Source organism: Mesorhizobium sp. M0018 (assembly GCF_040323955.1).
Taxonomy (GTDB): domain Bacteria; phylum Pseudomonadota; class Alphaproteobacteria; order Rhizobiales; family Rhizobiaceae; genus Mesorhizobium.
This window is the reverse complement of the sequence record NZ_JAMYVL010000003.1, coordinates 306,588-331,079: the sequence shown is the minus strand read 5'-3', so window position 1 is coordinate 331,079 and position 24,492 is coordinate 306,588. Positions and strand designations below refer to the sequence as shown.

Annotated in this window: 21 protein-coding genes and 1 tRNA gene; 13 read left to right on the top strand and 9 right to left on the bottom strand. The window is 62.9% G+C overall.

Annotated elements, in window-relative coordinates; translation table 11 throughout:
- Nucleotides 1-304: 304 nt before the first annotated feature.
- Nucleotides 305-1,396: a 3-deoxy-7-phosphoheptulonate synthase gene (locus NKJ81_RS06200; protein WP_352539976.1), complete on the top strand. Its 1,092-nt coding sequence runs from the start codon at nt 305-307 to the stop codon at nt 1,394-1,396.
- 227 nt (nt 1,397-1,623) lie between these two features.
- Here the strand turns inward: NKJ81_RS06200 and NKJ81_RS06195 are convergent, their stop codons facing one another.
- Complete coding sequence (locus tag NKJ81_RS06195; RefSeq protein ID WP_352539975.1) at nt 1,624-2,733, bottom strand: Gfo/Idh/MocA family protein; 1,110 nt, start codon at nt 2,731-2,733, stop codon at nt 1,624-1,626.
- A 153-nt stretch (nt 2,734-2,886) separates the two neighbouring features.
- On the opposite strand from NKJ81_RS06195, the gene NKJ81_RS06190 reads away from it, so the two are divergent.
- On the top strand, nt 2,887-3,732 hold the full coding sequence (locus tag NKJ81_RS06190; RefSeq protein ID WP_352540037.1) for a MurR/RpiR family transcriptional regulator: 846 nt from the start codon (nt 2,887-2,889) through the stop codon (nt 3,730-3,732).
- Here NKJ81_RS06190 and NKJ81_RS06185 read toward each other — a convergent pair.
- Nucleotides 3,729-4,619 carry an AraC family transcriptional regulator gene (locus NKJ81_RS06185; RefSeq protein ID WP_352539974.1) on the bottom strand — a complete coding sequence of 297 codons (891 nt, stop codon included), beginning with the start codon at nt 4,617-4,619 and terminating at the stop codon, nt 3,729-3,731. The two genes, NKJ81_RS06190 and NKJ81_RS06185, sit on opposite strands and share 4 nt — an antisense overlap.
- 137 nt (nt 4,620-4,756) lie before the next feature.
- Between NKJ81_RS06185 and NKJ81_RS06180 the strand changes: the two genes are divergently transcribed.
- From NKJ81_RS06180 to phnN, 9 genes are all read left to right on the top strand, one after another.
- On the top strand, nt 4,757-5,485 hold the full coding sequence (locus tag NKJ81_RS06180) for an SDR family oxidoreductase (protein ID WP_352472328.1): 729 nt from the start codon (nt 4,757-4,759) through the stop codon (nt 5,483-5,485).
- Between the two features lie 200 nt (nt 5,486-5,685).
- Nucleotides 5,686-7,620, top strand: a complete 1,935-nt coding sequence (locus tag NKJ81_RS06175) for a bifunctional 5-dehydro-2-deoxygluconokinase/5-dehydro-2-deoxyphosphogluconate aldolase (RefSeq protein ID WP_352539973.1) — start codon at nt 5,686-5,688, stop codon at nt 7,618-7,620.
- A gap of 34 nt (nt 7,621-7,654) precedes the next feature.
- The gene (gene iolD, locus NKJ81_RS06170; protein WP_352539972.1) at nt 7,655-9,499 is read left to right on the top strand and encodes a 3D-(3,5/4)-trihydroxycyclohexane-1,2-dione acylhydrolase (decyclizing); all 1,845 of its coding nucleotides are present in this window, start codon (nt 7,655-7,657) and stop codon (nt 9,497-9,499) included.
- Nucleotides 9,500-9,543: 44 nt separating this feature from the next.
- Nucleotides 9,544-10,461 (top strand): myo-inosose-2 dehydratase, encoded by a 918-nt coding sequence (gene iolE / locus NKJ81_RS06165; protein ID WP_352539971.1) that lies wholly within the window; start codon nt 9,544-9,546, stop codon nt 10,459-10,461.
- A gap of 41 nt (nt 10,462-10,502) precedes the next feature.
- A complete protein-coding gene (locus tag NKJ81_RS06160) occupies nt 10,503-10,721 on the top strand; it encodes a DUF3329 domain-containing protein (RefSeq protein ID WP_352453009.1) in 219 nt (72 codons plus the stop codon).
- Nucleotides 10,722-10,723: 2 nt separating this feature from the next.
- Nucleotides 10,724-11,536 (top strand): 5-deoxy-glucuronate isomerase, encoded by an 813-nt coding sequence (iolB, locus tag NKJ81_RS06155; RefSeq protein WP_352539970.1) that lies wholly within the window; start codon nt 10,724-10,726, stop codon nt 11,534-11,536.
- Nucleotides 11,537-11,684: 148 nt separating this feature from the next.
- Nucleotides 11,685-12,392 (top strand): DUF1045 domain-containing protein, encoded by a 708-nt coding sequence (locus tag NKJ81_RS06150; RefSeq protein ID WP_352539969.1) that lies wholly within the window; start codon nt 11,685-11,687, stop codon nt 12,390-12,392.
- A 79-nt stretch (nt 12,393-12,471) separates the two neighbouring features.
- Nucleotides 12,472-13,611, top strand: coding sequence for an alpha-D-ribose 1-methylphosphonate 5-triphosphate diphosphatase (locus NKJ81_RS06145; protein ID WP_352539968.1), 1,140 nt, complete (start codon nt 12,472-12,474; stop codon nt 13,609-13,611).
- The gene (phnN, locus tag NKJ81_RS06140; RefSeq protein WP_352539967.1) at nt 13,608-14,237 is read left to right on the top strand and encodes a phosphonate metabolism protein/1,5-bisphosphokinase (PRPP-forming) PhnN; all 630 of its coding nucleotides are present in this window, start codon (nt 13,608-13,610) and stop codon (nt 14,235-14,237) included. Before NKJ81_RS06145 ends, phnN begins: the two co-directional genes overlap by 4 nt.
- Nucleotides 14,238-14,328: 91 nt before the next feature.
- Here the strand turns inward: phnN and NKJ81_RS06135 are convergent, their stop codons facing one another.
- From NKJ81_RS06135 to NKJ81_RS06120, 4 genes are all read right to left on the bottom strand, one after another.
- On the bottom strand, nt 14,329-14,859 hold the full coding sequence (locus tag NKJ81_RS06135) for a DUF2231 domain-containing protein (protein WP_352539966.1): 531 nt from the start codon (nt 14,857-14,859) through the stop codon (nt 14,329-14,331).
- Between the two features lie 153 nt (nt 14,860-15,012).
- On the bottom strand, nt 15,013-16,008 hold the full coding sequence (locus NKJ81_RS06130; protein WP_023677502.1) for an ABC transporter permease: 996 nt from the start codon (nt 16,006-16,008) through the stop codon (nt 15,013-15,015).
- A 23-nt stretch (nt 16,009-16,031) separates the two neighbouring features.
- Entirely contained in the window at nt 16,032-17,576 is a 1,545-nt protein-coding gene (locus NKJ81_RS06125) for a sugar ABC transporter ATP-binding protein (protein WP_352539965.1), read from the bottom strand.
- A 112-nt stretch (nt 17,577-17,688) separates the two neighbouring features.
- Complete coding sequence (locus tag NKJ81_RS06120) at nt 17,689-18,651, bottom strand: sugar-binding protein (RefSeq protein WP_352539964.1); 963 nt, start codon at nt 18,649-18,651, stop codon at nt 17,689-17,691.
- A gap of 543 nt (nt 18,652-19,194) precedes the next feature.
- On the opposite strand from NKJ81_RS06120, the gene NKJ81_RS06115 reads away from it, so the two are divergent.
- Nucleotides 19,195-20,217 (top strand): LacI family DNA-binding transcriptional regulator, encoded by a 1,023-nt coding sequence (locus NKJ81_RS06115; RefSeq protein ID WP_352540036.1) that lies wholly within the window; start codon nt 19,195-19,197, stop codon nt 20,215-20,217.
- Nucleotides 20,218-20,286: 69 nt separating this feature from the next.
- On the top strand, nt 20,287-21,429 hold the full coding sequence (locus tag NKJ81_RS06110; RefSeq protein ID WP_352539963.1) for an alpha-hydroxy acid oxidase: 1,143 nt from the start codon (nt 20,287-20,289) through the stop codon (nt 21,427-21,429).
- A gap of 46 nt (nt 21,430-21,475) precedes the next feature.
- Here the strand turns inward: NKJ81_RS06110 and NKJ81_RS06105 are convergent, their stop codons facing one another.
- The 3 genes from NKJ81_RS06105 to NKJ81_RS06095 all read right to left on the bottom strand — a co-directional run bounded on the left by NKJ81_RS06105 (nt 21,476) and on the right by NKJ81_RS06095 (nt 24,315).
- Nucleotides 21,476-21,685: a hypothetical protein gene (locus NKJ81_RS06105; protein WP_352539962.1), complete on the bottom strand. Its 210-nt coding sequence runs from the start codon at nt 21,683-21,685 to the stop codon at nt 21,476-21,478.
- Between the two features lie 753 nt (nt 21,686-22,438).
- Nucleotides 22,439-22,515 (bottom strand) — tRNA-Arg (locus tag NKJ81_RS06100).
- A 312-nt stretch (nt 22,516-22,827) separates the two neighbouring features.
- Nucleotides 22,828-24,315, bottom strand: coding sequence for an ATP-binding protein (locus tag NKJ81_RS06095; RefSeq protein WP_352539961.1), 1,488 nt, complete (start codon nt 24,313-24,315; stop codon nt 22,828-22,830).
- Between the last annotated feature and the right edge of the window lie 177 nt (nt 24,316-24,492).

Genomic DNA, 24,492 nt, shown 5'->3' with positions numbered 1-24,492 from the left:
GGGCGAAGCAAGGAGCGCAGCGACGCGGCGCAGACCCGAGGATGACGAAGTTCGGGGGGCTTCAGCCAATCGCGAATGGGCTGGAGTAAACCTCCTCCTCACCAGACACGTGACAAGCGCCTACGCTTCGACTATATGAACCGGATGATCCACCTGACCGCCTCGTTTTGGTACTTTAGCTACTCGCTGGCGGCGGGAGGATTGCGCTCGATCTGAAGATTGCAGCAACAATATCCGAACAGCCGCCAGACCTGGCGGCTTTTTTGTTTCAGCCGGCAGGTCTCCCCAATCAGGAGCATAAGCCGTGTTGACGACCACAGACGATCTTCGGGTCAAGGAAATCAGAGAACTGAGCACACCCGACGAGGTGATGCGGGAAATACCGCGCACGCTGACGGCGACGCGCACCGTTGCCGCATCACGCAATGCCATCCACGCCGTGCTGACCCGCGCCGACGACCGGCTGGTGGTTGTCGTCGGCCCCTGTTCGATCCACGACCCGGCCGCTGCCGTAGACTATGCCAGCCGTTTGGCATCGCTGCGTGAAAGCCTGTCGGACCGGCTGGAGATCGTGATGCGCGTTTATTTCGAGAAACCGCGCACGACAGTCGGGTGGAAGGGCCTGATCAACGATCCCGACCTGGACGGCAGCTTCAACATTGACAAGGGCCTGAGGATGGCACGCAACGTGCTCTCCGCCGTCAACAATCTCGGCCTTCCGGCGGCCACCGAATTCCTCGACATGGCCACCCCGCAATATATTGCCGACCTCGTCGCCTGGGGAGCGATCGGCGCGCGCACGACCGAGAGCCAGATCCATCGCGAACTCGCATCGGGCCTCTCCTGCCCGGTCGGTTTCAAGAACGGCACCGACGGCAATCTGCGGATTGCCGCCGAGGCGGTGAAGTCCGCCGCCCAGCCGCATCATTTCATGGCGGTGACGAAGGGCGGGCGCAGCGCCATCGCGACGACCACCGGCAACGAGGACTGCCACGTCATCCTGCGCGGCGGCATTGTGCCCAACTACGACGCGGCAAGCATAGCTGCTGCCTCCGCTGAGCTCGGCCGGATCGGCGTGGCACCTCGGCTGATGATCGACGTCAGTCATGCCAACAGCAACAAGAAGCCGGAAAACCAGCCGCTGGTGGCGGCTGACGTGGCGGGCCAGATCGCGGCAGGCGACGAGCGCATCATCGGCGTCATGATCGAGAGCAACCTTGTCGCCGGCCGGCAGGATGTCGTGCCCGGCAAGCCGCTCCTCTATGGCCAGAGCATCACCGATGGCTGCATCGACTGGGCGACCACCGAGACCGTGCTGCACGGCCTTGCCGACGCCGTCGAGCAGCGCCGGTCGGTGCGCCGCGCCATAATCGCCGGCCGGCCAGGAGCCGCCTGAGGCAGCCAATGCCGGCCCTGGCCCTTCTCCCCTTGTGGGAGAAGGTGGATCGGCGCGCAGCGCCGAGCCGGATGAGGGGTGCTGGAAGAAACTCGGCGCAAAAATATTGAGGGATTTTAAGCGTTTATTTCTTCGCTGTAGCGATCCGTCCAACACCCCTCATCCGACCGAGCTTCGCTCGGCCACCTTCTCCCACAAGGGGAGAAGGGGAGACCAGCGCGGGCTTACTACCGCACCTCCATCCAGCGCTGTTCCGCGAACGAGCGCGCCATCGCGTGCACCGTGCGCTCGATCTCCAGGCCTTCGTCGAAATCGATGATCCGCGCCGGCTTGCCGGCAAGTCGCGTCAACAGTTCCCGGCATTCGATAATCTTGAGGTCATTAAAGCCAAGGCCGTGGCCGGGCGCCGGCAGGAAGGCATCATAAGGCTTATGATGCGGCGCCACGAGGATGGTGCGATAGCCTTGCTCGGTCGGCCGGTCGGCCGTCAAATAGAGTTGGAACTCATTCATCCGCTCCTGGTCATACAGTATCGAGCCCTTCGAGCCAAAAATCTGGGTGGCGATCCGGCCTTTGCGGCCCCAGGCCGAACGGTTGACCAGCAGCGTGCCCGCGATGCCGTTTTCGAGATGCATCAGGATGCTGGCGATGTCGTAGGTCTCGACCGCGCGGCGCCCGCCCGAGGCGACGCGGCGGTCGGCATAGGGTTTGGCCATGTCGCACATGACGCGGGCAACGCGGCCGAACAGTATGGCGATGAGCGACAGCGGGTGCACGGCGAAATCGTCGAGCGCGCCGTAGCCGGACGCCGCCTCGTGCTTCCAGAAGAACAGCGCCTCCGGATCGGCCATGAAGTCCTCGTCCATCTCGATACGCAGATGGTTGACCTCGCCGATGATCTTCTCGTCGAGCAGCGCCCCGATATGGCGGATCGCTGGGTTCTGGATGTAGTTATAGCCCAGCGCGGCGACCTTGCCGGACTTTTGGGCCGCCGCAGCCATTGCTTGCGCCTCCGCAAAATTCGGCGCCATCGGTTTTTCACACCACAGATGCTTGCCGGCTTCGAGGATGGCGATGGCCATTTCCGGGTGGAACTGGTTCGGCGTGGTCAGCGAGATGACATCGACATCCGGGTCGTCGACGACAGCGCGCCAGTCACCGGACGCCTTGGCGAAGCCGAATTCGCTGGCACGGCGTTTGGCAAGATCCTCGTTGACCTCGCCCAGATGGACCAGCCTTGGCTTGGCCACATCGGGAAAGACGGTGCCGACCGCGTTCCAGGCAATGGCGTGGCACTTGCCCATGAAACCCGTGCCGATAAGACCTACCCCGACCATCCGCTTGCCTCCCTGTGCGCAAAATTTGTGTGGATGAATTAGTCCATTTTGTCTGCAGATGGAACGCTTGTCTCATTTTTTATGGTGTTCTTGCACAGGCCCGCTATGATGGGCCACAGAGGGAACCAGACGATGAGCCTGGGCGGAGCGACGATGGACGAACGGGTGCCGCGCGATTTCGAGACGCTGCGGGCGACGATACTGGAGCGGCGTCAGAGCCTGCCGAAACGTATCGCCCAGATCGCCGCCTATGCGCTCGACAACCCAGACGATATCGCCTTCGGCACCGCTGCCAGCATCGCCGCTTCCGCCGGTGTCCAGCCTTCGACCCTGATCCGCTTTGCCCAGCAGCTTGGTTTTGATGGTTTCACCAGCCTGCAGTTGGTGTTTCGCGAGCGCCTGCGCGAGCGCAACTCATCCTATGATGAAAGGCTGGCGGCATTGCGCGCCAAGGCCGAGGAAGGCGCCGGCCACCGCGCGATTTTCGACGGTTTTGTTGCCGCAGCCAGTACCTCGCTCAATGACATTTCGCGCACGCTGAATGAAGACCATTTCGAAGATGCGATCACCGTGCTGGCCAAGGCCGAAACCATTTACGTGCTGGCCAAGCGGCGCTCCTACCCGGTCGCCTCCTATATCGCCTATGCATTGGGCAAGCTCAAGATCCGCAACCAGCTGATCGAATCGGCCGCCGGCCTCAATGCAGAGATGATCGGCTTTGCCTCTCCAAGGGACGCCGTGATCGCCATCAGCTTTTCGCCCTATGCCCCGGCCACCATCGAGGAGGCGCGCGTCATTTCGGAGCAAGGCGTGCCGATCGTGGCGATTACCGACAGCTCCTTTTCGCCACTCGCTCAATTCGCCAGGGTCTGGTTCGAGGTCGCCGAGGCCGATTTCGCCGGCTTCCGCTCGCTGTCGGCGACGATGGCTTTGGCTATGGCGCTGACCGTCGCGGTCGGCGAGAAGCGGCGCGATAGCGGCCGCAAGCGCAAGCCTTAGATCACCTCTATTGCCGTTTCGCCTTCTGCCGAAAGCCGCGCTGCGTCGCGTGCAGGCGGCGACCCGAACTGGCGGGCATACTCCCGGCTGAACTGGGAAGCACTCACATAGCCGACGGCGAAGGCGACACGTGCGACGTTGCCCGGCTGGGCAATCAGCAGATGGCGGGCTTCCAGCAAGCGGATTTGCTTTTGATACTGGATTGGGCTCATGGCCGTTGCCGCCTTGAAGTGACGATAAAACGCAGCACTGCTCATACGGGCAATCTCGGCCAGATCGCCGACCCGGACCGGCTGATGGGGATGCGAACGGATCCAGGCGATCGCCCGGCCAATCCGGGACAGATGGCCATCGGCGCGCGCAAGTTCACGAAGCTTTCCGCCTTGGGAGCCTTGCAGGAGCCGAAACAACATCTCTCGCTCGATCATGGTCGCGAGCACGGGAATCTCCGCTGGCCGGTCAAGCAGCCGCATCATTCGACGCAACGCGTCGAGCAGGTCGTCATCAGCGGGAGAGGTGGAGAAACTGTCGCCACTGAGGGCCGGCGCGTGCTCGACGAGGAGCGCGGCGACGGCCTGCAGGTCAAGGGTCAAGCCAATGGCCAGGTAAGGACGCGCCGCGCTCGCTTCGATTATCTGGCTGATGGTGGGCGTCTCGACAGTATAGATGAAATAGCTGGCCGGATTGTAACGAAGAGCCCGGTCGCCGATCAGAACCGTCTTCGCGCCCTGCAGTACGAATAAGATCCCCGACCCCCACACCCCTGGTATTGGCGCCGTGGCGACTTCGCTGCGGCCGATCGAAACGCGGGGAATCGCCGTTCTTGTTCTTCGCCCGCGCGCATGGCGGCCGGCGATCTCGATCAACTCCTGCAGCGCTTCGCTCATTGCGCCAGCATCGCGCATTCGCACCAGCTGCGCAACAGCGTGAGAGGATTAGGCAAGAACCGGAGAATTTCCGGCGCGCGGCGCACGCTGTCTCGCGCCATTTGTGGGTCTTCCACAGCAAACATGGAGACACCGATATGACGACATCGAAAAGCGCGCTGGTGACCGGCGCCAACAAGGGTATAGGCCGTGAAATCGCCCGGCAACTGGCGACCAAGGGCTTCAAGGTCTGGCTCGGCGCCAGGAGCGCCGAACGCGGCATGGCGGCGGCGCAGGCATTGCGCGCCGAAGGCCTCGACGTGGAGTGGCTTGAGCTGGACGTCACGCGGGATGACAGTGTGAAGGCGGCAGCCGAGGCATTCAGGCAGGCCAGCCCCTGCCTCGACGTGCTGGTGAACAACGCCGGCGTCGCCATCAATTACGACCTGCCGCCGAGCCAGCAGCGGATCGCCGACATCCAGGCCACCTACGACGTCAATGTCTTCGGCCCGATCCGCGTGACCCAGGCATTCCTGTCGCTGCTGCTAGCAGCACCTGCTGCCCGGATCGTGATGGTGAGCAGCTCCACCGGGTCCATCGGCCGGGCGCTCGATCCCGCCACTGCGAACCACGCCGTTAACATGATGGGCTACGGCAGCTCCAAGACAGCCTTGAACGCCATCACGGTGGCATTCGCCAGGGAGCTCGCGCCGCAAGGCATCAAGGTCAACGCCGCGGCGCCCGGCTACACTGCCACCGATCTCAACGGGTATAAAGGTCACCGCACGGTGCAGCAGGCGGCCGAGATCGTCATTCACCTGGCGACCTTGGACGCCGATGGCCCGACCGCCGGGTACTTCAACGATGATGGCCCGCTTCCTTGGTAAATCAGCTGGTTTCAGTGGTAGACACTTGACGTTCGTCTGACTTCAAAGTTTCTGAACGCGCGAGCCTTGCACAGCACTTTTCAGCCTTGGGAATGCTCGTTCCATATTGACTATGGATTGGAATTATTATTTCATATTGCCGGCGCCACGCTGCCGCTCGCGCGTGTTACCCAAAACAACAAAGCCGATGGGAGGTTCGAATGGGCGAAGCCGTGGAAGCGAGACATGCGCCGCTCGACATTATCACCATCGGCCGCGCTTCCGTCGATCTCTATGGTCAGCAGATCGGCTCGCGCCTCGAGGACATTACTTCCTTTGCCAAGTCGGTCGGCGGCTGTCCGGCCAATATCGCGGTCGGTACTGCCAGGCTCGGCCTGCGCTCGGCGCTGCTCACCCGCGTCGGCAATGAGCAGATGGGCCGCTTCATCCGCGAGCAGCTGACCCGCGAGGGCGTTTCGGTCCAAGGCCTCAAGACCGATCCGGAGCGGCTGACCGCCCTGGTGCTGCTGTCGGTCGAGGATGAAGGCGTCTCGCCGATGATCTTCTATCGCAGCGATTGCGCCGACATGGCGCTTTCGAAAGACGATATCGATGAGGCGTTTATCGCTTCGGCACGCGCGGTCGTCGTCACCGGCACGCATTTTTCACGGCCCAACAGCGACGCCGCCCAGCGCAAGGCGATCCGTGTCATGAAAGCCAAGGGCGGCAAGGTGGTGTTCGACATCGACTACCGCCCCAACCTCTGGGGTCTCGCCGGCCACGCCGAAGGCTTCGAGCGCTATGTGAAATCCGACCGCGTCTCGGCGCAGTTGAAGACGGTGCTGCCCGATTGCGATCTCATCGTCGGCACCGAAGAGGAAATCATGATCGCCTCGGGCGCAGACGATTGCCTGAGCGCGCTGAAAACCATCCGCTCGCTGTCGGCGGCAACCATCGTGCTGAAACGCGGCGCCATGGGCTGCATCGTCTATGACGGGCCGATCAGCGACGACCTCGAGGACGGTATCGTCGGCAAGGGATTTCCAATCGAGGTCTACAATGTGCTCGGCGCCGGCGACGCCTTCATGTCGGGCTTCCTGCGCGGCTGGCTCGGCGAGGAAGGCCTGGCGACGGCGGCGACCTGGGCCAATGCCTGCGGCGCCTTTGCCGTGTCGCGGCTCCTCTGCGCACCGGAATACCCGACTTTCGAGGAATTGCAGTTCTTCCTGAAAAACGGCAGCAAGCATCTGGCGCTGCGCAAGGACGAGGCGATCAATCACATCCATTGGGCGACCACGCGCCGGCGCGACATCCCCTCGCTGATGGCGTTCGCCTGCGACCACCGCGTCCAGCTGGAGGATGTCGCGGCAAAAGCCGGCGCCGATCCGTCGCGAATCCCGGCTTTCAAGGTGCTGACGGTCAAGGCTGCGGCCAAGGTCGCGGCTGGCCGCGCCGGCTACGGCATGCTGCTCGACGAAAAATACGGACGCGAGGCGATGTTCGAATTCGCCCACCATTCCTTCGCCTGGCTCGGCCGGCCGGTCGAGTTGCCGGGTTCGCGGCCGCTTCGCTTCGAGTTCTCGCAAGACATAGGTTCGCAACTGACCGAATGGCCGGTCGACCACTGCATCAAGTGCCTGTGCTTCTATCATCCCGACGATCCCGCGGCGCTGAAGAGCGAACAGCAGCAGAAACTGCGCGCTTTGTTCGAGGCCGCGCGGAAAATGGGCAGAGAACTTCTGGTCGAGATCATCGCCGGCAAGCACGGCAGGCTCGACGACATGACCATCCCGCGCGCGCTCGAGGAACTCTACGCACTCGGCATCAAGCCCGATTGGTGGAAGCTCGAACCGCAGGCATCGGCCGGCGCATGGGCAAAGATCGAGGCGGTGATCCTGAAGCACGATCCGTGGTGCCGCGGGATTGTGCTGCTTGGCCTGGAAGCGCCGCAGGACGAGCTGGAAGCGGCCTTCGCCGCCACCGCCAAGGCGCCTATCGTCAAGGGCTTCGCTGTCGGCCGCACCATCTTCATTAACGCGGCCGAACAATGGCTTGCCGGCAAGATGTCGGACGAGGAGGCGGTGGCCGACATGGCATCTCGCTTCGAGAGACTGACCGAGGCATGGCTTGCGGCGCGCGGTCGCAAAGCAGCATAAGAAGGCGCGACATAAGCACTGCGGAGGAACCGACATGACCAAGACAATCCGCCTGACGATGGCGCAGGCGCTGACCCGCTTTCTTGCCCGACAGATGACCGAGATGCACGGCAAGAAAGTGCCGATCTTCGGCGGCGTCTGGGCGATCTTCGGCCACGGCAATGTCGCCGGCGTCGGCGAGGCGCTCTACCAGGTTCGCGACGAACTGCCGACCTTCCGTGCCCATAACGAGCAGGCAATGGCGCATGCGGCGATCGCCTACGCCAAGGCCAATTTCCGCCGCCGCTTCATGGCCGCGACCAGTTCGATCGGCCCCGGCGCGCTCAACATGGTGACCGCTGCGGCACTTGCGCATGTAAACAGGTTGCCTGTCCTGTTTCTGCCTGGCGACGTCTTCGCCAATCGCATTCCCGATCCCGTCCTGCAGCAGGCCGAGGATTTTTCCGATGGCACGGCGACGGTCAATGACTGCCTCCGCCCGGTGTCGCGCTATTTCGACCGCATCACGCGGCCGGAGCAGATCATGCCGGCGCTCAACCGCGCCATGCAGGTGCTGACCGATCCCGCCGAATGCGGCCCGGTGACGCTGGCGCTGTGCCAGGACGTGCAGGCCGAGGCCTATGACTACCCCGAGAGTTTCTTTGCCGAGCGACTCTGGACGCCGCGACGGCAGCGCCCGGACCGCAACGAACTGGCGGCCGCAGTCGCGGTACTCAAAGCGGCGAAAAAGCCGCTGATCATCGCCGGCGGCGGCGTACTCTATTCGCAGGCGTCCGAGGAGCTGGCAAAACTGGTGCAAGGCGCCGGCATTCCAGTTTGTGAGACGCAAGGCGGCAAATCCTCGCTCCCGGACGATCATCCGTTGAACATGGGCGCGGTCGGCGTTACCGGCACTTCGGCGGCCAACAGGCTGGCCGAAGAGGCCGACGTCGTGCTTGCCGTCGGCACCAGACTGCAGGATTTCACCACCGGCTCCTGGGCATTGTTCAAGCATGCCGGCAGGACCATCATCGGGCTCAACGTGCAGCCTTTTGACGCCGGAAAGCACCAGGCGCTGCCGCTGGTCGCCGATGCGGCGGAAGGGCTCGCCGAACTCGCTGCGGCGCTGAAAGGCTGGAAGGCCCCTTCAGGCTGGACCGACAATGCGATCACGGGCAAGAAGGACTGGCAAGCGGATGCCGACAAGGTGACGGCGTCGACCAATGCCGCCTATCCGTCCGACGCGCAAGTGATCGGCGCAGTACAGCGCGCCATGGGCTCCGGCGTGGTACTGCTTCATGCGGCCGGCGGCTTGCCCGGCGAATTGCACAAGCTATGGCAGGCGGGCGCGCCCGGCTCCTACCACGCAGAATACGGCTTCTCGACAATGGGCTATGAAATCGCCGGCGGGCTTGGCGTCAAGATGGCCAAGCCGGACGAAGAGGTCGTGGTCATGATCGGCGACGGCTCTTACCTGATGCTCAATTCCGAGATCGCGACCTCGGTGATGCTCGGCCTCAAGCTGACCATCGTGCTGCTCGACAACCGCGGCTATGGCTGTATCAACCGGTTGCAGATGGCGACCGGCGGCGCCAACTTCAACAATCTGCTGAAGGACGCCCGTCACGAAGCCTTGCCCGAGATCGACTTCGCCGCGCATGCTGCGAGCATGGGTGCGATTGCCGAAAAAGTGCCATCGATCGCCGGGCTGGAAACGGCGTTGGTGCAAGCGAAGAAGAACACGCGAACGACGGTGCTGGTCATCGACACCGACCCGCTGGTTTCGACCGAGGCCGGTGGAAGCTGGTGGGATGTCGCAGTGCCGGAAGTCTCGGCACGGCCGCAAGTGAATGCGGCGCGCAAGAAATATGAGGAAGCGCTGAGCGGGCGGGTTCTTTAGCCATCCGCGAACGCGCCTCGAATGTCTGAAACTGGAGTGACGACTTGAAAGCCAAACTGGGCATGTCCCCCATTGCATGGTGGAACGACGATCTCGCCGAACTCAGCGATGATGTGTCGCTGGAGGAGTGCCTGCGCCAGTCGCGCTCGGCTGGCTTTACCGGAATGGAAATGGGCCGCCGCTTTCCCAACGATCCGCAAATCATGCTGCCGATCCTGAAAGAGGCCGACGTGACGCTTTGCGGCGGCTGGTTCTCGGGGACGCTGGTCGACGAAGACATGGCGAAGAACAAGGATCGTATCCAGCCGATGATCGACCTGTTCAAGGCGGTGAACGCGCCATGCATCGTCTATGGTGAAGTCGGCCGCTCCACCCAGGGCGACCGCTCGAAGCCGCTCGCCACCAAGCCGAGGCTTTCGGACGATGAGATGAAAGTCTACGCCAGGCGGCTAACCGAGTTCGGGGAATGGTGTGCCGGGCAAGGCATGCCGCTCTCCTACCATCATCATATGGCGGCAGTAGTTGAGACCGAGCCAGAGCTAGATGCCTTCATGCGCTATTCGGGAGAAGGCATTCCATTGCTGCTCGACGCGGGTCACCTGGCCTTTGCCGGCGGCGATGTGCTGCGCGCTATTGATAACCACCACCGGCGCATCAACCACGTGCATGTGAAAGACGTACGCATGGAGGTGATCAACAAGCTGGATCGTAGCAGGCAATCCTTTCTCGATGCGGTGGCGCTTGGTGCCTTCACCGTGCCGGGAGATGGCTCCTTGGACTTTGGCGCCATCGTCCAGAGGCTCGCCGACCATGGCTATGAGGGCTGGTTCGTGGTCGAGGCCGAGCAGGATCCGAAGAAGAACCCGCCGCTCAAGATGGCGCAGGTCGGCTACAAGGAATTGATGCGGGTGATGACAGCGGCCGGCTATACGGTGGAGACAAAAGGCTTTCCCAATGCTTGAGGCTCGCGAGGAAGGGCTGATCCGATGCCGGGGGTGATCCGATGAAAGACTCCGAGCACCCGTTTTTCCGGCCGCTGTGGCGGCGCGTTGCCGTTGTCGCGGTCTGCCTGGTCTGGTCGGTGATCGAATTCGCCACCGGCACGCCGTTCTGGGGCGTGATCGCGCTCGGCTTCGCCGGCTATGCCGTCTGGCAATTCTTCTATCTCTACAAGCCGGCTGACGAGGACAAGTCATCGGCGGACGCCGAACCGAAGGAATGACCATGTCGAAGCTGCTCGTCAAAGCCAATAAGGGCCACGGCCGCGTCGCTCATGTGACGCCGCAAAACGCCGGCTGGACCTATGTCGGCTTCGATCTGCATCGGCTCAGGCCCGGCGAGAGCGCTTCCGGGCAAACCGCGGATCGTGAGGTCTGCCTGGTGTTCGTCACCGGCAAGGGCAAGGCCAAGGCCGGCGGCAAGGATCTCGGCTTGCTGGGCGAACGCATGTCGCCGTTCGAAGGCAAGCCTTGGTCGGTCTATGTGCCGCAGGGGTCGGAGTGGTCGGTGAGCGCCGATACCGATCTCGAACTTGCCGTCTGTTCGGCGCCAGGACTGGGCGGCGGTCTGCCGGTCCGTGTCATCGGGCCCGACGATCTCGGCCAGGAGGTTCGCGGCAAAGGCACCAACACGCGCTATGTCACCAACATCCTGCCGGAGGGCAAGCCGGCCGATTCCTTGCTGGTGGTTGAAGTCATCACACCCGGCGGCCACACATCGAGCTATCCGCCGCACAAGCACGACCAGGACAATCTGCCGGCCGAATCCTATCTCGAGGAGACCTATTACCACCGTCTCAACCCGCCACAGGGCTTTGCTTTCCAGCGCGTCTACACCGATGCCGACCAGAACGGTGCTCGTTCGCTCGACGAGGCGATGGCGATCGAGGACGGCGACGTCGTGCTGGTCCCCAAGGGTTATCACCCCTGCGCCGCCTGCCACGGCTATGATCTCTATTATCTCAACGTCATGGCCGGACCGAAGCGGACGTGGAAATTCCACAACGCGCCCGAGCACGAATGGCTGATGAAGGCCTAACCACTTCCCCTTCGCCCCAACCGCTGGTCCAAGCGAAAAATCGTCGGCTAACGACCCGGCTGTGTGGTTTTGTTGCCGAAAACGCCGCAAAGCTTCGTCAATTCGTCATGGAAATCACCTATGGCAGCGGGGCTGACGAGGACTTTCGATGCGCTACGCGATCTATTTCACCCCCCGACAGGACGAACCGCTGGCACGGATCGCTGCCGACTGGCTCGCCCGCGACCCATTCGGTGCCGCCACAAAGCCGGTCGAGGCTGCGGGCGAGTTGTCGGCGGCAGAAGTTGCCTTCCATACCGCCTCGGCGCGCCGCTATGGCTTTCATGCGACACTGAAGGCGCCCTTCAGACTGGCCTCCAACGAGACGGAAACGTCGCTTCGTGCAGCACTCGACGATTTTGCCGAGGCGACGCCGCTGGTTACGATCCCGCGCCTCGTCGTCAGCCAGATCGACGGCTTCTTCGCGCTGGTGCCGGAAGCACCGCTGCCGGCGCTCAACCGCTTCGCCGACGACGTTGTGCGCGACTTCGACCACTTCCGCGCGCCGTTGACGGAAGCCGAGATCGAACGGCGCAGCCCCGATTCGCTGAAGCCCGACGAGTTCCGCAATCTGTGCCAGTGGGGCTATCCCTATGTCTTCGAGACGTTTCGCTTCCATATGACGCTGTCCGGCCGGGTGTCGTCACAGGAAAGCCCTCGTCTTCGCCTAGCAATCGACAGCCTGTTTACGGACGTGCTGCAACGGCCGGTGGCGGTGGACGCGCTGACGCTGTTTGTGGAAACTGAACCGGGTGCGCCGTTCATGGTGCTGTCGCATCACGCGCTCGGGCGCCACCCGGCCAGAAGAACTGCCTAAATGGCTATTTGCTTTAACCGGATAGTGCGACGCCAATTCATTTTCAATTGGCTGCAAAATGCTGCAAGGACTGCCTGAAATGACTGCCGAGACCGTTCTTGACAATGCCCGTATCGTGCTGGCCGACCAGATCGTCGAAGGGTCGATCGTGCTGCGCGACGGGGTGATCGCCGCCATCGATCCCGGCGCTGGCCGCAGCGGCGAGGACATGGGCGGCGACTTCGTCATCCCTGGCCTGGTCGAGCTCCATACCGACCATCTCGAAGGCCATTACGCGCCGCGGCCGAAAGTGCGCTGGAACCCGATCGCAGCCGTGCTCGCGCATGACGCCCAGGTGGCGACCGCCGGCATTACCACCGTGCTCGACGCCTTGCGTGTCGGCATGGACGAGGATGCCGACCTGACGGCCGCCGACATACGCAAGCTGGCCGACGCGATCGAGGACAGCGTGCAGCAGGACCGGCTCAGGGCCGACCATTTCCTCCATCTGCGTTGCGAGGTTTCGGCGCCGGACTGCCTCACGGCCTTCGCCAATTTCGACGGCGACGAGCGGGTCAGGCTGGCGTCGCTGATGGACCATGCGCCCGGACAGCGCCAGTTCGTCAATTTGGAAACCTACGCCTATTACTACCAGCGCAAGCTGAAGCTGACCGATCGCGATTTCCAGAAATTCTGCGAAAAGCGGATGGCTGAATCGGCGAGGAATTCGAGCCCGAACCGCAGCTTCATCGCCGCGGCTTGTCATGAGCGCAGCATCGTGCTCGCCAGCCATGACGACGCGACCGTCGGCCATGTCGACGAAGCGATCGAGCAAGGTGTGCGCGTCGCCGAGTTCCCGACCACCGAGGAGGCAGCACGGGCTTCAAAAGAGGCAGGGCTCGGCGTATTGATGGGCGCGCCGAACGTCATGCGCGGCGCGTCGCATTCGGGCAATGTCTCGGCCCGCACGCTGGCCGGCGATGGCCTGCTCGATATCCTGTCGTCGGACTACATTCCCTTCAGTCTGATCCAGTCAGCCTTCTTCCTCGGCGACGTGGTCGAGGGCATTTCCTTGCCACAGGCGGTGGCGATGGTCTCGAAGAACCCGGCCGAGGCGGTCGGCCTCACCGATCGCGGTGTCATCGAGCCCGGCCGGCGCGCCGATCTGGTTCGGGTGCGCGTCGACGACCATGTCCCGGTCGTCCGCACGGTCTGGCGGCAGGGGCGCCGGGTCGCATGATGGTGTCGGCATCGGTCGAGCGTGAATTGTCCGCCGCGAGATTTCCGATCCGCGACGGTGTCTTCGTCGCCGTCATCGGGCCGAGCGGTGCCGGCAAGGACACGGTGATCGGCTATGCGCGCGCCGTGTTTGCCGACGAGAGCCGGCTGGAGTTCGTGCGCCGGGTGATCACCCGGCCGAGCGATGCGGCCACCGAGGATCACGACACGCTCGCCGACGTTGCCTTCGTCGAGGCCGAAGCGGATGGCGCCTTCGCGATTTCCTGGGAGGCGCATGGCCTGCGCTATGGCATCCCGGCCGAAGTCGACTGGTCGGTCTCAAACGGCCGTGTCGCGATCGCCAACGTCTCGCGCGCGATCATCCCGGCGCTGCGGGAGCGCTACGCCAATCTGGCGGTCGTCGAGATCACGGCTACACCGGATATCCTGGCCGAGCGGCTGGCATTGCGGGGTCGCGAATCGCGCGGCGAAGTGCTGGCACGGCTGGCGCGCAGTGCCAATGTGGCGCTGTCCGGACCGGGTGTCACCTCGATCGACAATAGCGGCCCTCGTGAAGCCGCCGGCGAGCGCTTCGCCGAGGTGCTGCGCAAGGCCATGGCCTTCTCCGACATGTCGGGCCTTATCTGAAGTAGAGCCCATCCGATGCATTCGGTATGGGCGCTACTTGTCTAACCGATATCTTTTTGGAAATCGGTATCCAGTTTTCGGGATTATGGCCTCATGCGGCGTGCCGGTCCCGACCAGCGTGACGAGTATCCGTGGCAGTGGTTGTCGAAGGCTTCGCTGGCGCATCCGCTGGTGTATCCAGAACTGCAACGTGGTGCCGATACACCATCTCCCAGCCCTTCCAGCCGGTGAACAGCAGTATGCAGACCACTATGAACGACAAGAGCGCACCCCATGGGCGGACCGCGGCTTCGGCGCCTTGCGCATAGCGAAGGTAGAAATTGATCAGTGCCACAACGACCGCGGTCAAGTTGCCCAGCATGTGGTGCCAGGCGTCGGACAAGGCGCGAATGCGCGGCTCGTTGAGGAAGTCGATAAAACCGGCTGTCGCAGCGAGAAGGGCCATTACGATGGCTGCCCCGATCAGCCACATCGATGCCCGTGCCCAGAAGGCATCGGCAGTCCCCCAGAAAACCAGGTCGGTGACAAACGCACCGACAAGAAACGCGACAGGAAAAGGTATCAGCATCGGGTGGAGGGGGTGAGTTCCTACTTTGGCGGTACTAACTGGATTCGTGGGCATGGGACGCCTCCGCGCAGCAAAGCTTAAATAAACGCTCAGATACGGGTTTCGTTCCAAATAGAGACCGACCTGAACTGCTGTCGCGAAGCTCCGGCTGACTCTCTCACGCCACCTGCCATGGCAGTCGGCGTATTTCATGCAGCTATTTTTGCGTCACTCAGCGGCAGCACCCGCCACGCCCTTGCGTGTGGCTTCCAGCATCCGCCGCCGCGCCCTGAACACGCCCCATTGCTGGTCGACCAGCACGCCGATGAGGATCACCCCGCCCATGACGGCGAAGTTGAGCGAGGACGGGATGCCGAGCAGGTTGACGAGGTTCTGCAGCTCCTGCAGCAGCACGGTGCCGAGCAGGACGCCGATCAGCGAGCCTTCGCCGCCTCGCAGCGAGAAGCCGCCGAGCACCGCGGCCGCGATGGCATAGAGCTCGTAGAACTGGCCGTGGCTCGCCGGCGAGATCGAGCGTGTGTACATGGCGAAATAGATAGCTGACAGCGCCGTCAGCACGCCGCAGATGACATAGGCGGCCATGACGATGCGGCCGGTGCGGATGCCGGAATATTTTGCCGCTTCCTCGTTCTTGCCGATGGCATAGAGATAGCGCCCGAACACCGACCGGTGCAGCACCACCCACATGACGACGGCGATGACGATCAGCGCGATGAAGCTGTTCGGCACGCCCCAGGACCGCCCCGCCGTCAGGAACTCGAGTTCCGGGAAGTTCTGTCCGAAGGCAAAGCCGGCGGTGCCGTCAGCGGTGTAGAAGCGCGCCACGCCGCGATAGATCAACAGGCCGCACAAAGTCACCACGAAAGGCTGCAATTTGAGCCGGGTGATCAGCCAGCCATGCGCCAGCCCGATGATGCCGCCGAGCACCAGGATCAGCGGCAGGGCGACCGGCCAGGCCATGCCGCGCGTGGCGATGAAGTCGATGAACAGCACGCCGAGCAGCGCAACCACCGAGCCGACCGACAATTCGATGCCACCGGTGATGATGACGAAGGCTTGGCCAATCGACAGGATGCCGAACAACCCGATCAGGTTCGAGGTGTTGGCGAGATTGATCGGCAGCAGGAAGCGTGGGTTGATGATTGCCACCACCGCGCCGACCACCAGGATCAGGATCAGCAGGCCGAGATCTTTCTTGCTCATCGTCTTCTCCCAGTGCCTGCGAACTACTTCGGCTGCTTGCCGACCGCCAGCAGCAGCACGTTTTCCTGGCTGAACCGGTCCTTGTCGAGAATGCCCGAGATCTGGCCTTCATGCATGACGGCAATGCGGTCGGAAACGCCGATCACCTCCTCCATGTCGCTGGAGATCATCAGCACGGCGACGCCGGCATCGGCCAGCGCCCGCATCAGCCCGTAGATCTCGGCCTTGGCGCCGATGTCGATACCGCGGGTCGGTTCGTCGAGAATCATCACCTTCGGCTTCATCGCCAGCCATTTGGCCAGCACGACCTTTTGCTGGTTGCCGCCGGACAGCGTGCCGGTGCGCGTCTGCACGGAGGGCGCCCTGATGCCGAGATCGGTCTTCTGCTTCTCGGCGGTGGCGGCCTCGGCGCCGGCCGAGACCAGCGAGCGCCGCGAATGCGCCGGCAGATTGGGCAGCGAGATGTTCTGGGCGATCGACAGGTCGAGCAGGATGCCGGTCAGCTTGCGATCCTCGGGGACGAGGAAAATACCGTTGGCCACTGCGTCCGCGGCCGAACCAAGAACCAGATCTTTTCCGTCAAGCTGGAACGAGCCGCCAAAGCTCTTGTCGATGCCGAACAGGACGCGCGCCAGCTCCGTCCGGCCGGAGCCGACGAGTCCGGCGAGGCCGAGGATCTCGCCATGCCTGACATCGAGGTCGACGGGCCGGTCGGGATAGGCAGCGGTGCGAATGGCCTTGACCGACAGCGCGACAGAGCCCGGGGGGCGCGCCGATTCCGCGGCCTTCTCGCGCTCCTTCAGCATGCGGCCGATCATCAGCTTGACCATCTGGTCGTGATTGATGGCGCTCTTCGGCAAGGTTCCGGCGAGCATGCCGTCCCTGAGCACGACGACGCGGTCGGCGACGCGCTCGACCTCGTGCAGGCGGTGCGAGATGAAAATGACGCTGATGCCGTCTGCCTTCAGCGCCTTGATGACACCGAGCAGCTTGTCGGTTTCGGCGATCGGCAGGCTCGATGTCGGTTCGTCGAGGATGACCAGCCGCGCCTTGATCGACAGCGCCTTGGCGATCTCGACCATTTGCTGCTGGGCCAGCGACAGCGCCGACACCGGCGTATCGGCCGAGAAATTGGCGCCGACGCGTTTGAGCAGCGGCGCCGCCTGCGCTCGCAGCCTGGCGCGGTCGACGAGCTTGAGCGGCCCGGCGCGCAGCGGTTCGCGGCCAAAGAAGATATTGGCGGCGACGTCGAGGTTTTCGAACAGGTTGAGTTCCTGGTGGACGAAAGCGATGCCCGAGCCGATGCTGGCCTCGACAGTCAGCCCGTCATGGGCGACGCCATCGACGGTGATGGTGCCGGTGTCCGGCCGGGTCACGCCGCCGAGGATCTTCATCAGCGTCGATTTGCCGGCGCCGTTTTCGCCGACCAGGCCGATGACCTCGCCGGGCCTTACGTCCATCGAGAATCCGTCCAGCGCGACGACACCGGGATAGGTCTTGCGCACACCGTCGAGGCTCAGGAACGGAGCGGCCGTGGATGCAACGATGGATGGGTCGGAATAATTCATCACGCCTGACAGCAGCCGGTGAGCCGTTTGGTCTCAGACTGACGGGCCTCGCGAGGCCCGTCAATAGAACGCCGGCTCAAGGCGAACCTTGAGCCGGCGCAACCTAATTTGCTCAGTTTCCAGACATCGCCTTGAGGCTGGCGGCGTAGGCGTCGACATCGTCCTTGCCGATGATCTTGGTCGGGATGATGATCAGGCCATCGGCGGGAATGCCCGACTTATCGCCCTCGAGATAGGCAGCCATCAGCTTCATGCCCTGATATGCCCATTCGAAGGGCTGCTGCACGACGGTGGCGGCGACGGTGCCTTCCTTGACGCCGCCCAGCGTGATCGGATCGTCGTCGAAGCCGACGACGGTGATCTGGCCGAGCTTGCCGGCATCGCGCAGCGCTTCATAGATGCGCGGCGTGTTGTAGGAATAGAAGCCGACCATGCAGGTGACGTCGGGGCTGGCGACCAGCGCGTCCTCGACGTTCTTCTTGGCGCGAGCCTGATCGATGTCGTCGCCACGCACGTCGACCAATTCGATCTTGGTGCCCGCGAGACCTTCCTTCATGCCCTGGATACGTTCCTTGGCATTGTCGGCGCCGAGCAGGCCGACGAAGCCGAGGCACTTGCCGCCGTCAGGCATTGCCTTCTTGGCGATCTCTGCCGCCTGCTTGCCGGCATCGACATTGGAAGAGCCGATATAGGCGACACGCTTGGTCTGTGGTGCGTCGCTGTCGGTGGTGAACAACGCCGTTTCCGAGGCGATCTTGTTCAGCCCGTCGGTCGACGTCTTGGGATCGACGGCCGAGACCATGATCGCCTTAACACCGGCCGTCACCAGGTCGTCCATCAGGCGCTGCTGGATGGCGACCGAGGACTGCTCCGGATATTTGAGCTCCAGATTGTAATTGGGCAGTTCGCCTTGAGCCTTCTTGACGCCGGCTTCGGCCGCCTTCCAGAAATCGGAAGCGCCGTTGACGACGAAGGCCAGAGTCGGCTTGTCGTCGGCCCGCGCAATTGCGCTGGCGGAAAGGCCGAGCAGCAGGGCCGCAGCGGCGACGGACGCATTTCGTATCACAGATTTCATATTCAACCTCCCATTTTGACTCAGTAATTTTCGCTGATGATGAACGTGCCGGCGCGGCTTGGACGCCCTCCTCCTCAAGGGTTTCCGGCAGCGAAGAACGACGCCATTCCAGCCGCTATCGTCGACTTTAGAGACTCATTCGGCGTTCGTAAATAGTCCGATTTGTCTGACATTTCCCGGAGCGGCAGGCAAGCTTCGACTGACGGGAACCGTCCGATACCAGGCTGACTTGCGTTCCGAACATGCGCGGTCCGACGTCGTCCGGGCATGATGGATTGACGTTATAGGGATGCCAGATATTAGTAAAGAGTATTAGTTGATCGGGATTTCTCGCCACAAACGAGAGAGGCCTCCCCAGTCGCAACCGTTTTGGATCGGGGACTAAATCGCCTAAGAGGGTCGATTATATCTATTAGTATCGCTTCGCCCTATAAATCCGAGGTTCGAGGGACCAATGACATGAACGAACCACTGCGTGATCCCGTCCTTGAGGGTACCAGGCGGCGCAAGCTGTCCGGGAAAAACTCCAAGGGCCGCGTCACCATGACCGACATCGCCAGGGCGGCAGGCTGTTCGCAGGCGACGGTTTCGTTCGTGCTCAACAACACGCCGGGCATCAGGCTGTCGCAGCAAACCCGCGAGCGGGTGATCGAGACGGCGCGAACGCTGGGCTATTCGCCGCCCGTGTTTTCTGCCTTGCGAGCCCCGGTTGCCGCATTCGACGGGCTGGATGGCGTGATCGGCTTCGCCGTCGACCAGTTGGCGACCAGCCCGGAGGCGGTCGTCGCCATTGAAGGGGCGCGGCAAGCCTCGTGGAACGCCGGCAATGTAGTGTTGGTGGCGCAGACCATGGGCGACGAGGTGATGGAGCCCCGGGCCATCGCGGCACTGACCAAGCGGGGCATTTCGGCGCTGATCTACATGACCATTTTCACCCGCGAGATCGTCGCGCCGGACTATCTCTACGGCCTCGACATTCCGGTCATCCTGCTCAACTGCTACACCGCCGACTATGCCTTCCCCGCCGTGGTGCCGAGCGAGATCGCCGGCGGCCAGAGCTCCACCCGCCACTTGATCGGCCATGGCCACCGGCGCATCGCTACCATCACCGGCGAGCCCTGGATGCAAGCGGCGCAGGACAGGCTGAAGGGCTACCGCCGGGCGCTGGCGACGGCCGACATTCCGTTCGACCCGGCGCTGGTCGTCGAAGGCGATTGGTCGGCGAGCGCCGGCTATGCCGCGACCGTCGAGCTCTTGGCGCTGAAGGACCGGCCGACCGCCATCTTCTGCCAGAACGACCGCACCGCGATCGGCTGCTACGAGGCGCTGAAGGAGGCCGGCCTGCACATCCCCCGGGATATTTCGGTGATCGGTTATGACGACGAGGAGATCGCGCGGCATCTGTTCCCGCCGCTGACGACGTCGATCCTGCCGCATATGGCGATGGGACAATGGGCGATCGAGCAGCTCGAAGTCCCCGCTGCTCCCGGTCGTGGCCGCTATCCCATCACCAAGCTCGAATGCCCGCTGGTGGAGCGGGAGTCGGTTGGCGCTCTGGCGGGCTGAGGCGAGAGCGCCGGCGATCGACAATGGCACAGGCTTGACATCGGGCCCGGCATATACCCGATTGATTTCATGAGATTGCAAAGCTGCTACAATTTTCAGGACTTCCGCCGGCTGGCAAAACAGCGCCTGCCAGGTCCGATCTTCAATTATATCGATGGCGGCGCGGACGACGAGACGACGCTGCGGCGCAACACGGCGGCGTTCGAGGACTGCGATCTCGTCCCCAACGTCCTTGCCGGCGTTGGACAGATCGACATGTCGGTCACCGTCATGGGCCAGAAGCTGGCGATGCCGGTCTATTGTTCGCCGACGGCTCTCCAGCGGCTGTTTCACCATAGCGGCGAGCGCGCCGTCGCCGCGGCGACGGAGAAGTTCGGCACGATGTTCGGCGTCTCGTCGCTCGGCACGATCAGCCTGGAGGAAGTCCGCAAGCACAGGACGCCGCAGGTCTATCAGTTCTATTTTCACAGGGATCGCGGCCTGAACCGCGCCATGATGGAGCGCGCCAAGACGTCCGGCGTCGAGGTGATGATGCTGACGGTCGACAGCGTCACCGGCGGAAACCGCGAGCGTGACCTGCGGACCGGCTTTTCCATCCCCTTTCGGCTTACGCTCGGCGGCATGATGCAGTTCGCGATCAAGCCGAGATGGGCTATCGACTATTTGACGCACGAAAAATTCAGCCTGCCGCAGTTGGACGGCCATATCGATCTCGGTGGCGGAGCGCTTTCCATCAGCCGCTATTTCACCGAGATCCTCGATCCATCGCTGGATTGGAAGGACGTCGAAGACATGGTCCGCTTCTGGAACGGCCAGTTTTGCCTGAAGGGGATCATGAGCGTCGCCGATGCCAGAAAGGCGGTAGACATCGGCTGCACCGGCATCGTTCTGTCAAATCATGGCGGCAGACAGCTGGACGGCTCGCGCAGCCCCTTCGACCAACTGGCGGAGATTGTCGACGCGGTGGGCGACAAGATCGACGTGATCATCGACAGCGGCGTCCAGCGCGGCACGCATGTGCTGAAGGCCCTGTCGTTGGGCGCCAAGGCCGTCGGCGTCGGGCGCTACTATCTCTTCCCGCTGGCAGCCGCCGGGCAGGCCGGCGTCGAACGGGCGCTCGGCCTGATGCGAACCGAGATCGAACGCGACATGCGGCTGATGGGATGCAGGTCAGTGGCAGAGCTTTCCAGGGGGAATGTGCGGTTTAGGTAATAGAGCCGGGAAGTGGCGCACGGCATAAGCTTTTCGAAGTGCGAAACTATACCGACCTGCCGCTGCTCCTGCCGTCCGTTTCGAAGACAGCCTCGCCGGAAACAGCATCCGTATATCCGCCCTCAAGCTGCTGCAACGTATGCCGGAACCGATCAAGATTGCCCAGCATTTTGGGCCTGGCATCGACCATATGCTGAAACGTGTCCCACTCTCCAATCGAGAAGAAGGCGCCATCTCCCGATTTGATGAGAGCCATTTTTCGCAATCCCTCGAAATTGCGCGGAGCGCTGCTGAACAGTTCGACGAATTCGTCTTCACTACCCGGCTTGGACCCGGAAACGGACGCTGTTGAATGCCGTCATCTACGTTCCCCCGTGAAAGAACTGAAAACCTCGAATATGCGAGGCCCTAACGCACCTCGAACCCTTCGAACAGGTGTACAGAAAAATCGGAAGGTTGGCTTCAGTCACCTCTGGCCGAAAGCTCCGTTTCTGGCGCTATTTCGCCAGGAAGAGGATGACGCTCGATCTCAATCGGTACGCCCTTCCGACCGGCAATGAAACGCACTGTTAACGCCGTTCGCGGGTGACAGGATGTTGGCCGCAGTTCGAAGATATAATCTGCGTCTCGCTGTCAGTTGCGGAGGCGAAAATGAACTTGCTTCGGATTGCGCTCTTGTGCACGGCCGTGATCGACCTTGGAATACCGGCCGTTCGCGCTGAGGATCGGCCTGTGCCGCAGAACAATAAAGCCGCAACAGCGCAGCCGCCCGTTCATTGTGAAGGCCAAAATTGTCTGCCGCCGGCGAAGGATCCGGTGCAGGAATGCACCGGCCAGGATTGCACGCCAGGCCCGCCGACTGAACCGGGCCCGGAGATTAAGCAGGCCGACTGAGCAGCATTAGCTGACGATCCCCTTTTTGGCATGGATGGCGCTCAGCCCTCGCGACTTTCCGGCCACCGGTGGTAGATTCTGTTACTTATGTTCCCCGGGGTAGGCATGAGTTTATTGGCGCGCCCGAAGAGATTCGAACTCCTGACCCCCAGATTCGTAGTCTGGTGCTCTATCCAGCTGAGCTACGGGCGCGCAACAGGCCATGCTTTGCATAGCCCCGCGATCCGATCCTGGCGACCGGCCGCGAATGTGAGCTGTTCCCTAGCGACTGAATTTGCGAAAAGCAAGCCGATCCTGGCCAAAAGTTTTGCCGTCATGCGCCGGCCGGCGAAGGCAAGATCGCGTCACACGGCGGCCGAGCCGATAGGTCGTCGTCTTGGATCAGTCATTTGCCAATCGGAACGGCCCGTAACGAAACACGCCGTTGCACGGCGGCCGAGCCGATGGCTCGTAGTCTCGGACCAACCATTTGCGAATTGAAACGGTCCGTAACGAAACGGTTCGTTACGCCGGGCGGCGCAGACCGTTGCGGGCTTGGTCGAGCCGGACCGGCTGGTCGGGAATGGTGACCGCGAATGTGGTGCGGCCGCCGATCGATTCGACCAGCTCCACCGTGCCGCCATGGGCGCGGATCAATTCATGGGCGATCGCCAGGCCAAGGCCGGTGCCGCCGCTGCGGGCCGAGCCGCGAAATGCCGCGAACAGGTTTTCTCGCGCCTTTGGCGGCAGGCCGGGGCCGGTGTCGGTGACGACGATGCGGCTGACGCTGCCGATGCGCTCGGCCGATATGGTCAAGCGGCGCACCACGGCGCTCTCGGTGTCGGCCGCCATCGCCTGCACGGCGTTGCGGCTAAGATTGGTGAGCACGCGGAACAGCTGGTCGGAATCGGCGTCGACCTCGAGCACCGGATCGACGGCGTTGACGAATTCGATGCCGCATTCGATGTCGAGCAGGCCCTGGACGTCTTCGACCAGCTGGCGCAGCCGCAGCCTGCGGCGCGACGGCGGCGGCTCCTGGGTGCGGCCATAGGCCAGCACGCCCTCCGAGTAGGACACCGCACGGTCGAGCGCGCGCAGCAGTTTTGGTGCGAAGGCCTGCACGGTCGGGTCCTTGACCTGGCGCAGGCGGTCCGACATGAGCTGCGCCGAGGCGAGGATGTTGCGCATGTCGTGGTTGATCTTCGAAACCGCGAGGCCGAGATCGGCCAGGTGCTTCTGCTCGGACAGCATCTTCTGCAGCCGCTCCTGCATCTGCGACAGCTCGCGTTCGGCGACGCCGATCTCGTCGGCCCGGGCGGCGGGGTGAATGATGCGACCGGGATCGTCGGGCGCCTCGGAAAAGGACAGCATCGAGCGTGTCATCGTCCTGATCGGGCCGATCATGATCAGGTCTATCGCGGCGTAGACCAGCATGGCGGTGAACAGCGAGATCAGCAGCGAGACGAAGGCGACGTTGCGCGAATAGATCAGCATGGCATTGCGCAGGCGGTGGTCGGGCATGATCAGCTCGAATTCCTTGTCGCTGTCGCCGACCGGCCCGAAAACGCGCAGCATCCGCTTGCCGCCGAAAAACAGCGTGTCCAGCGCGCCGGTCATACCCTTGATCATGCCGACATTGGCGATATCGATATGCTCGTCGACCTGCGGCGGCATTTCGGCCACGACCAGAAGCCGCGAGACGCCGCCGTCGCGCACGGCGATCGCCTTGGCGCCGATCGCCATCAGTACGTCGTTCTGGGCGGCACGCGACAGCGAGGCAGGTTCGCCCTGCACCAGGACGATGGAAACCGCGGCGGCGGTGCTCAGCCTCTCCTTCAGCCAACTCAGCCTGTAGCTGGCGATCCAGGGCACGAAGATGAGGATTTCGGCCAAGAGCACGAAGACGATGGTGAGCAGCAGCAACTTGGTCGACAGGCCGCGCGCCAGCGGCACCCTGCGGGTGGCCGCCTTCGCCTGGGCGATGCTTTCGTCGGTTGCTGGGACTTCACTCATGCTCGTCGTCACGGCTGCCTGTCATCACGGCTGCTTGTCTTAGGGACTGCTCGTCTTCACGATCGCTTGATCGGGTGAGATTAGGCGATTGCGGCTTTTTTGCCAAATTCATCCTTGGTCGAAGCCGGACAAAGGGCCGCAAGACTTCGATGCCGGTCCGACAATGCCGGCCCGACA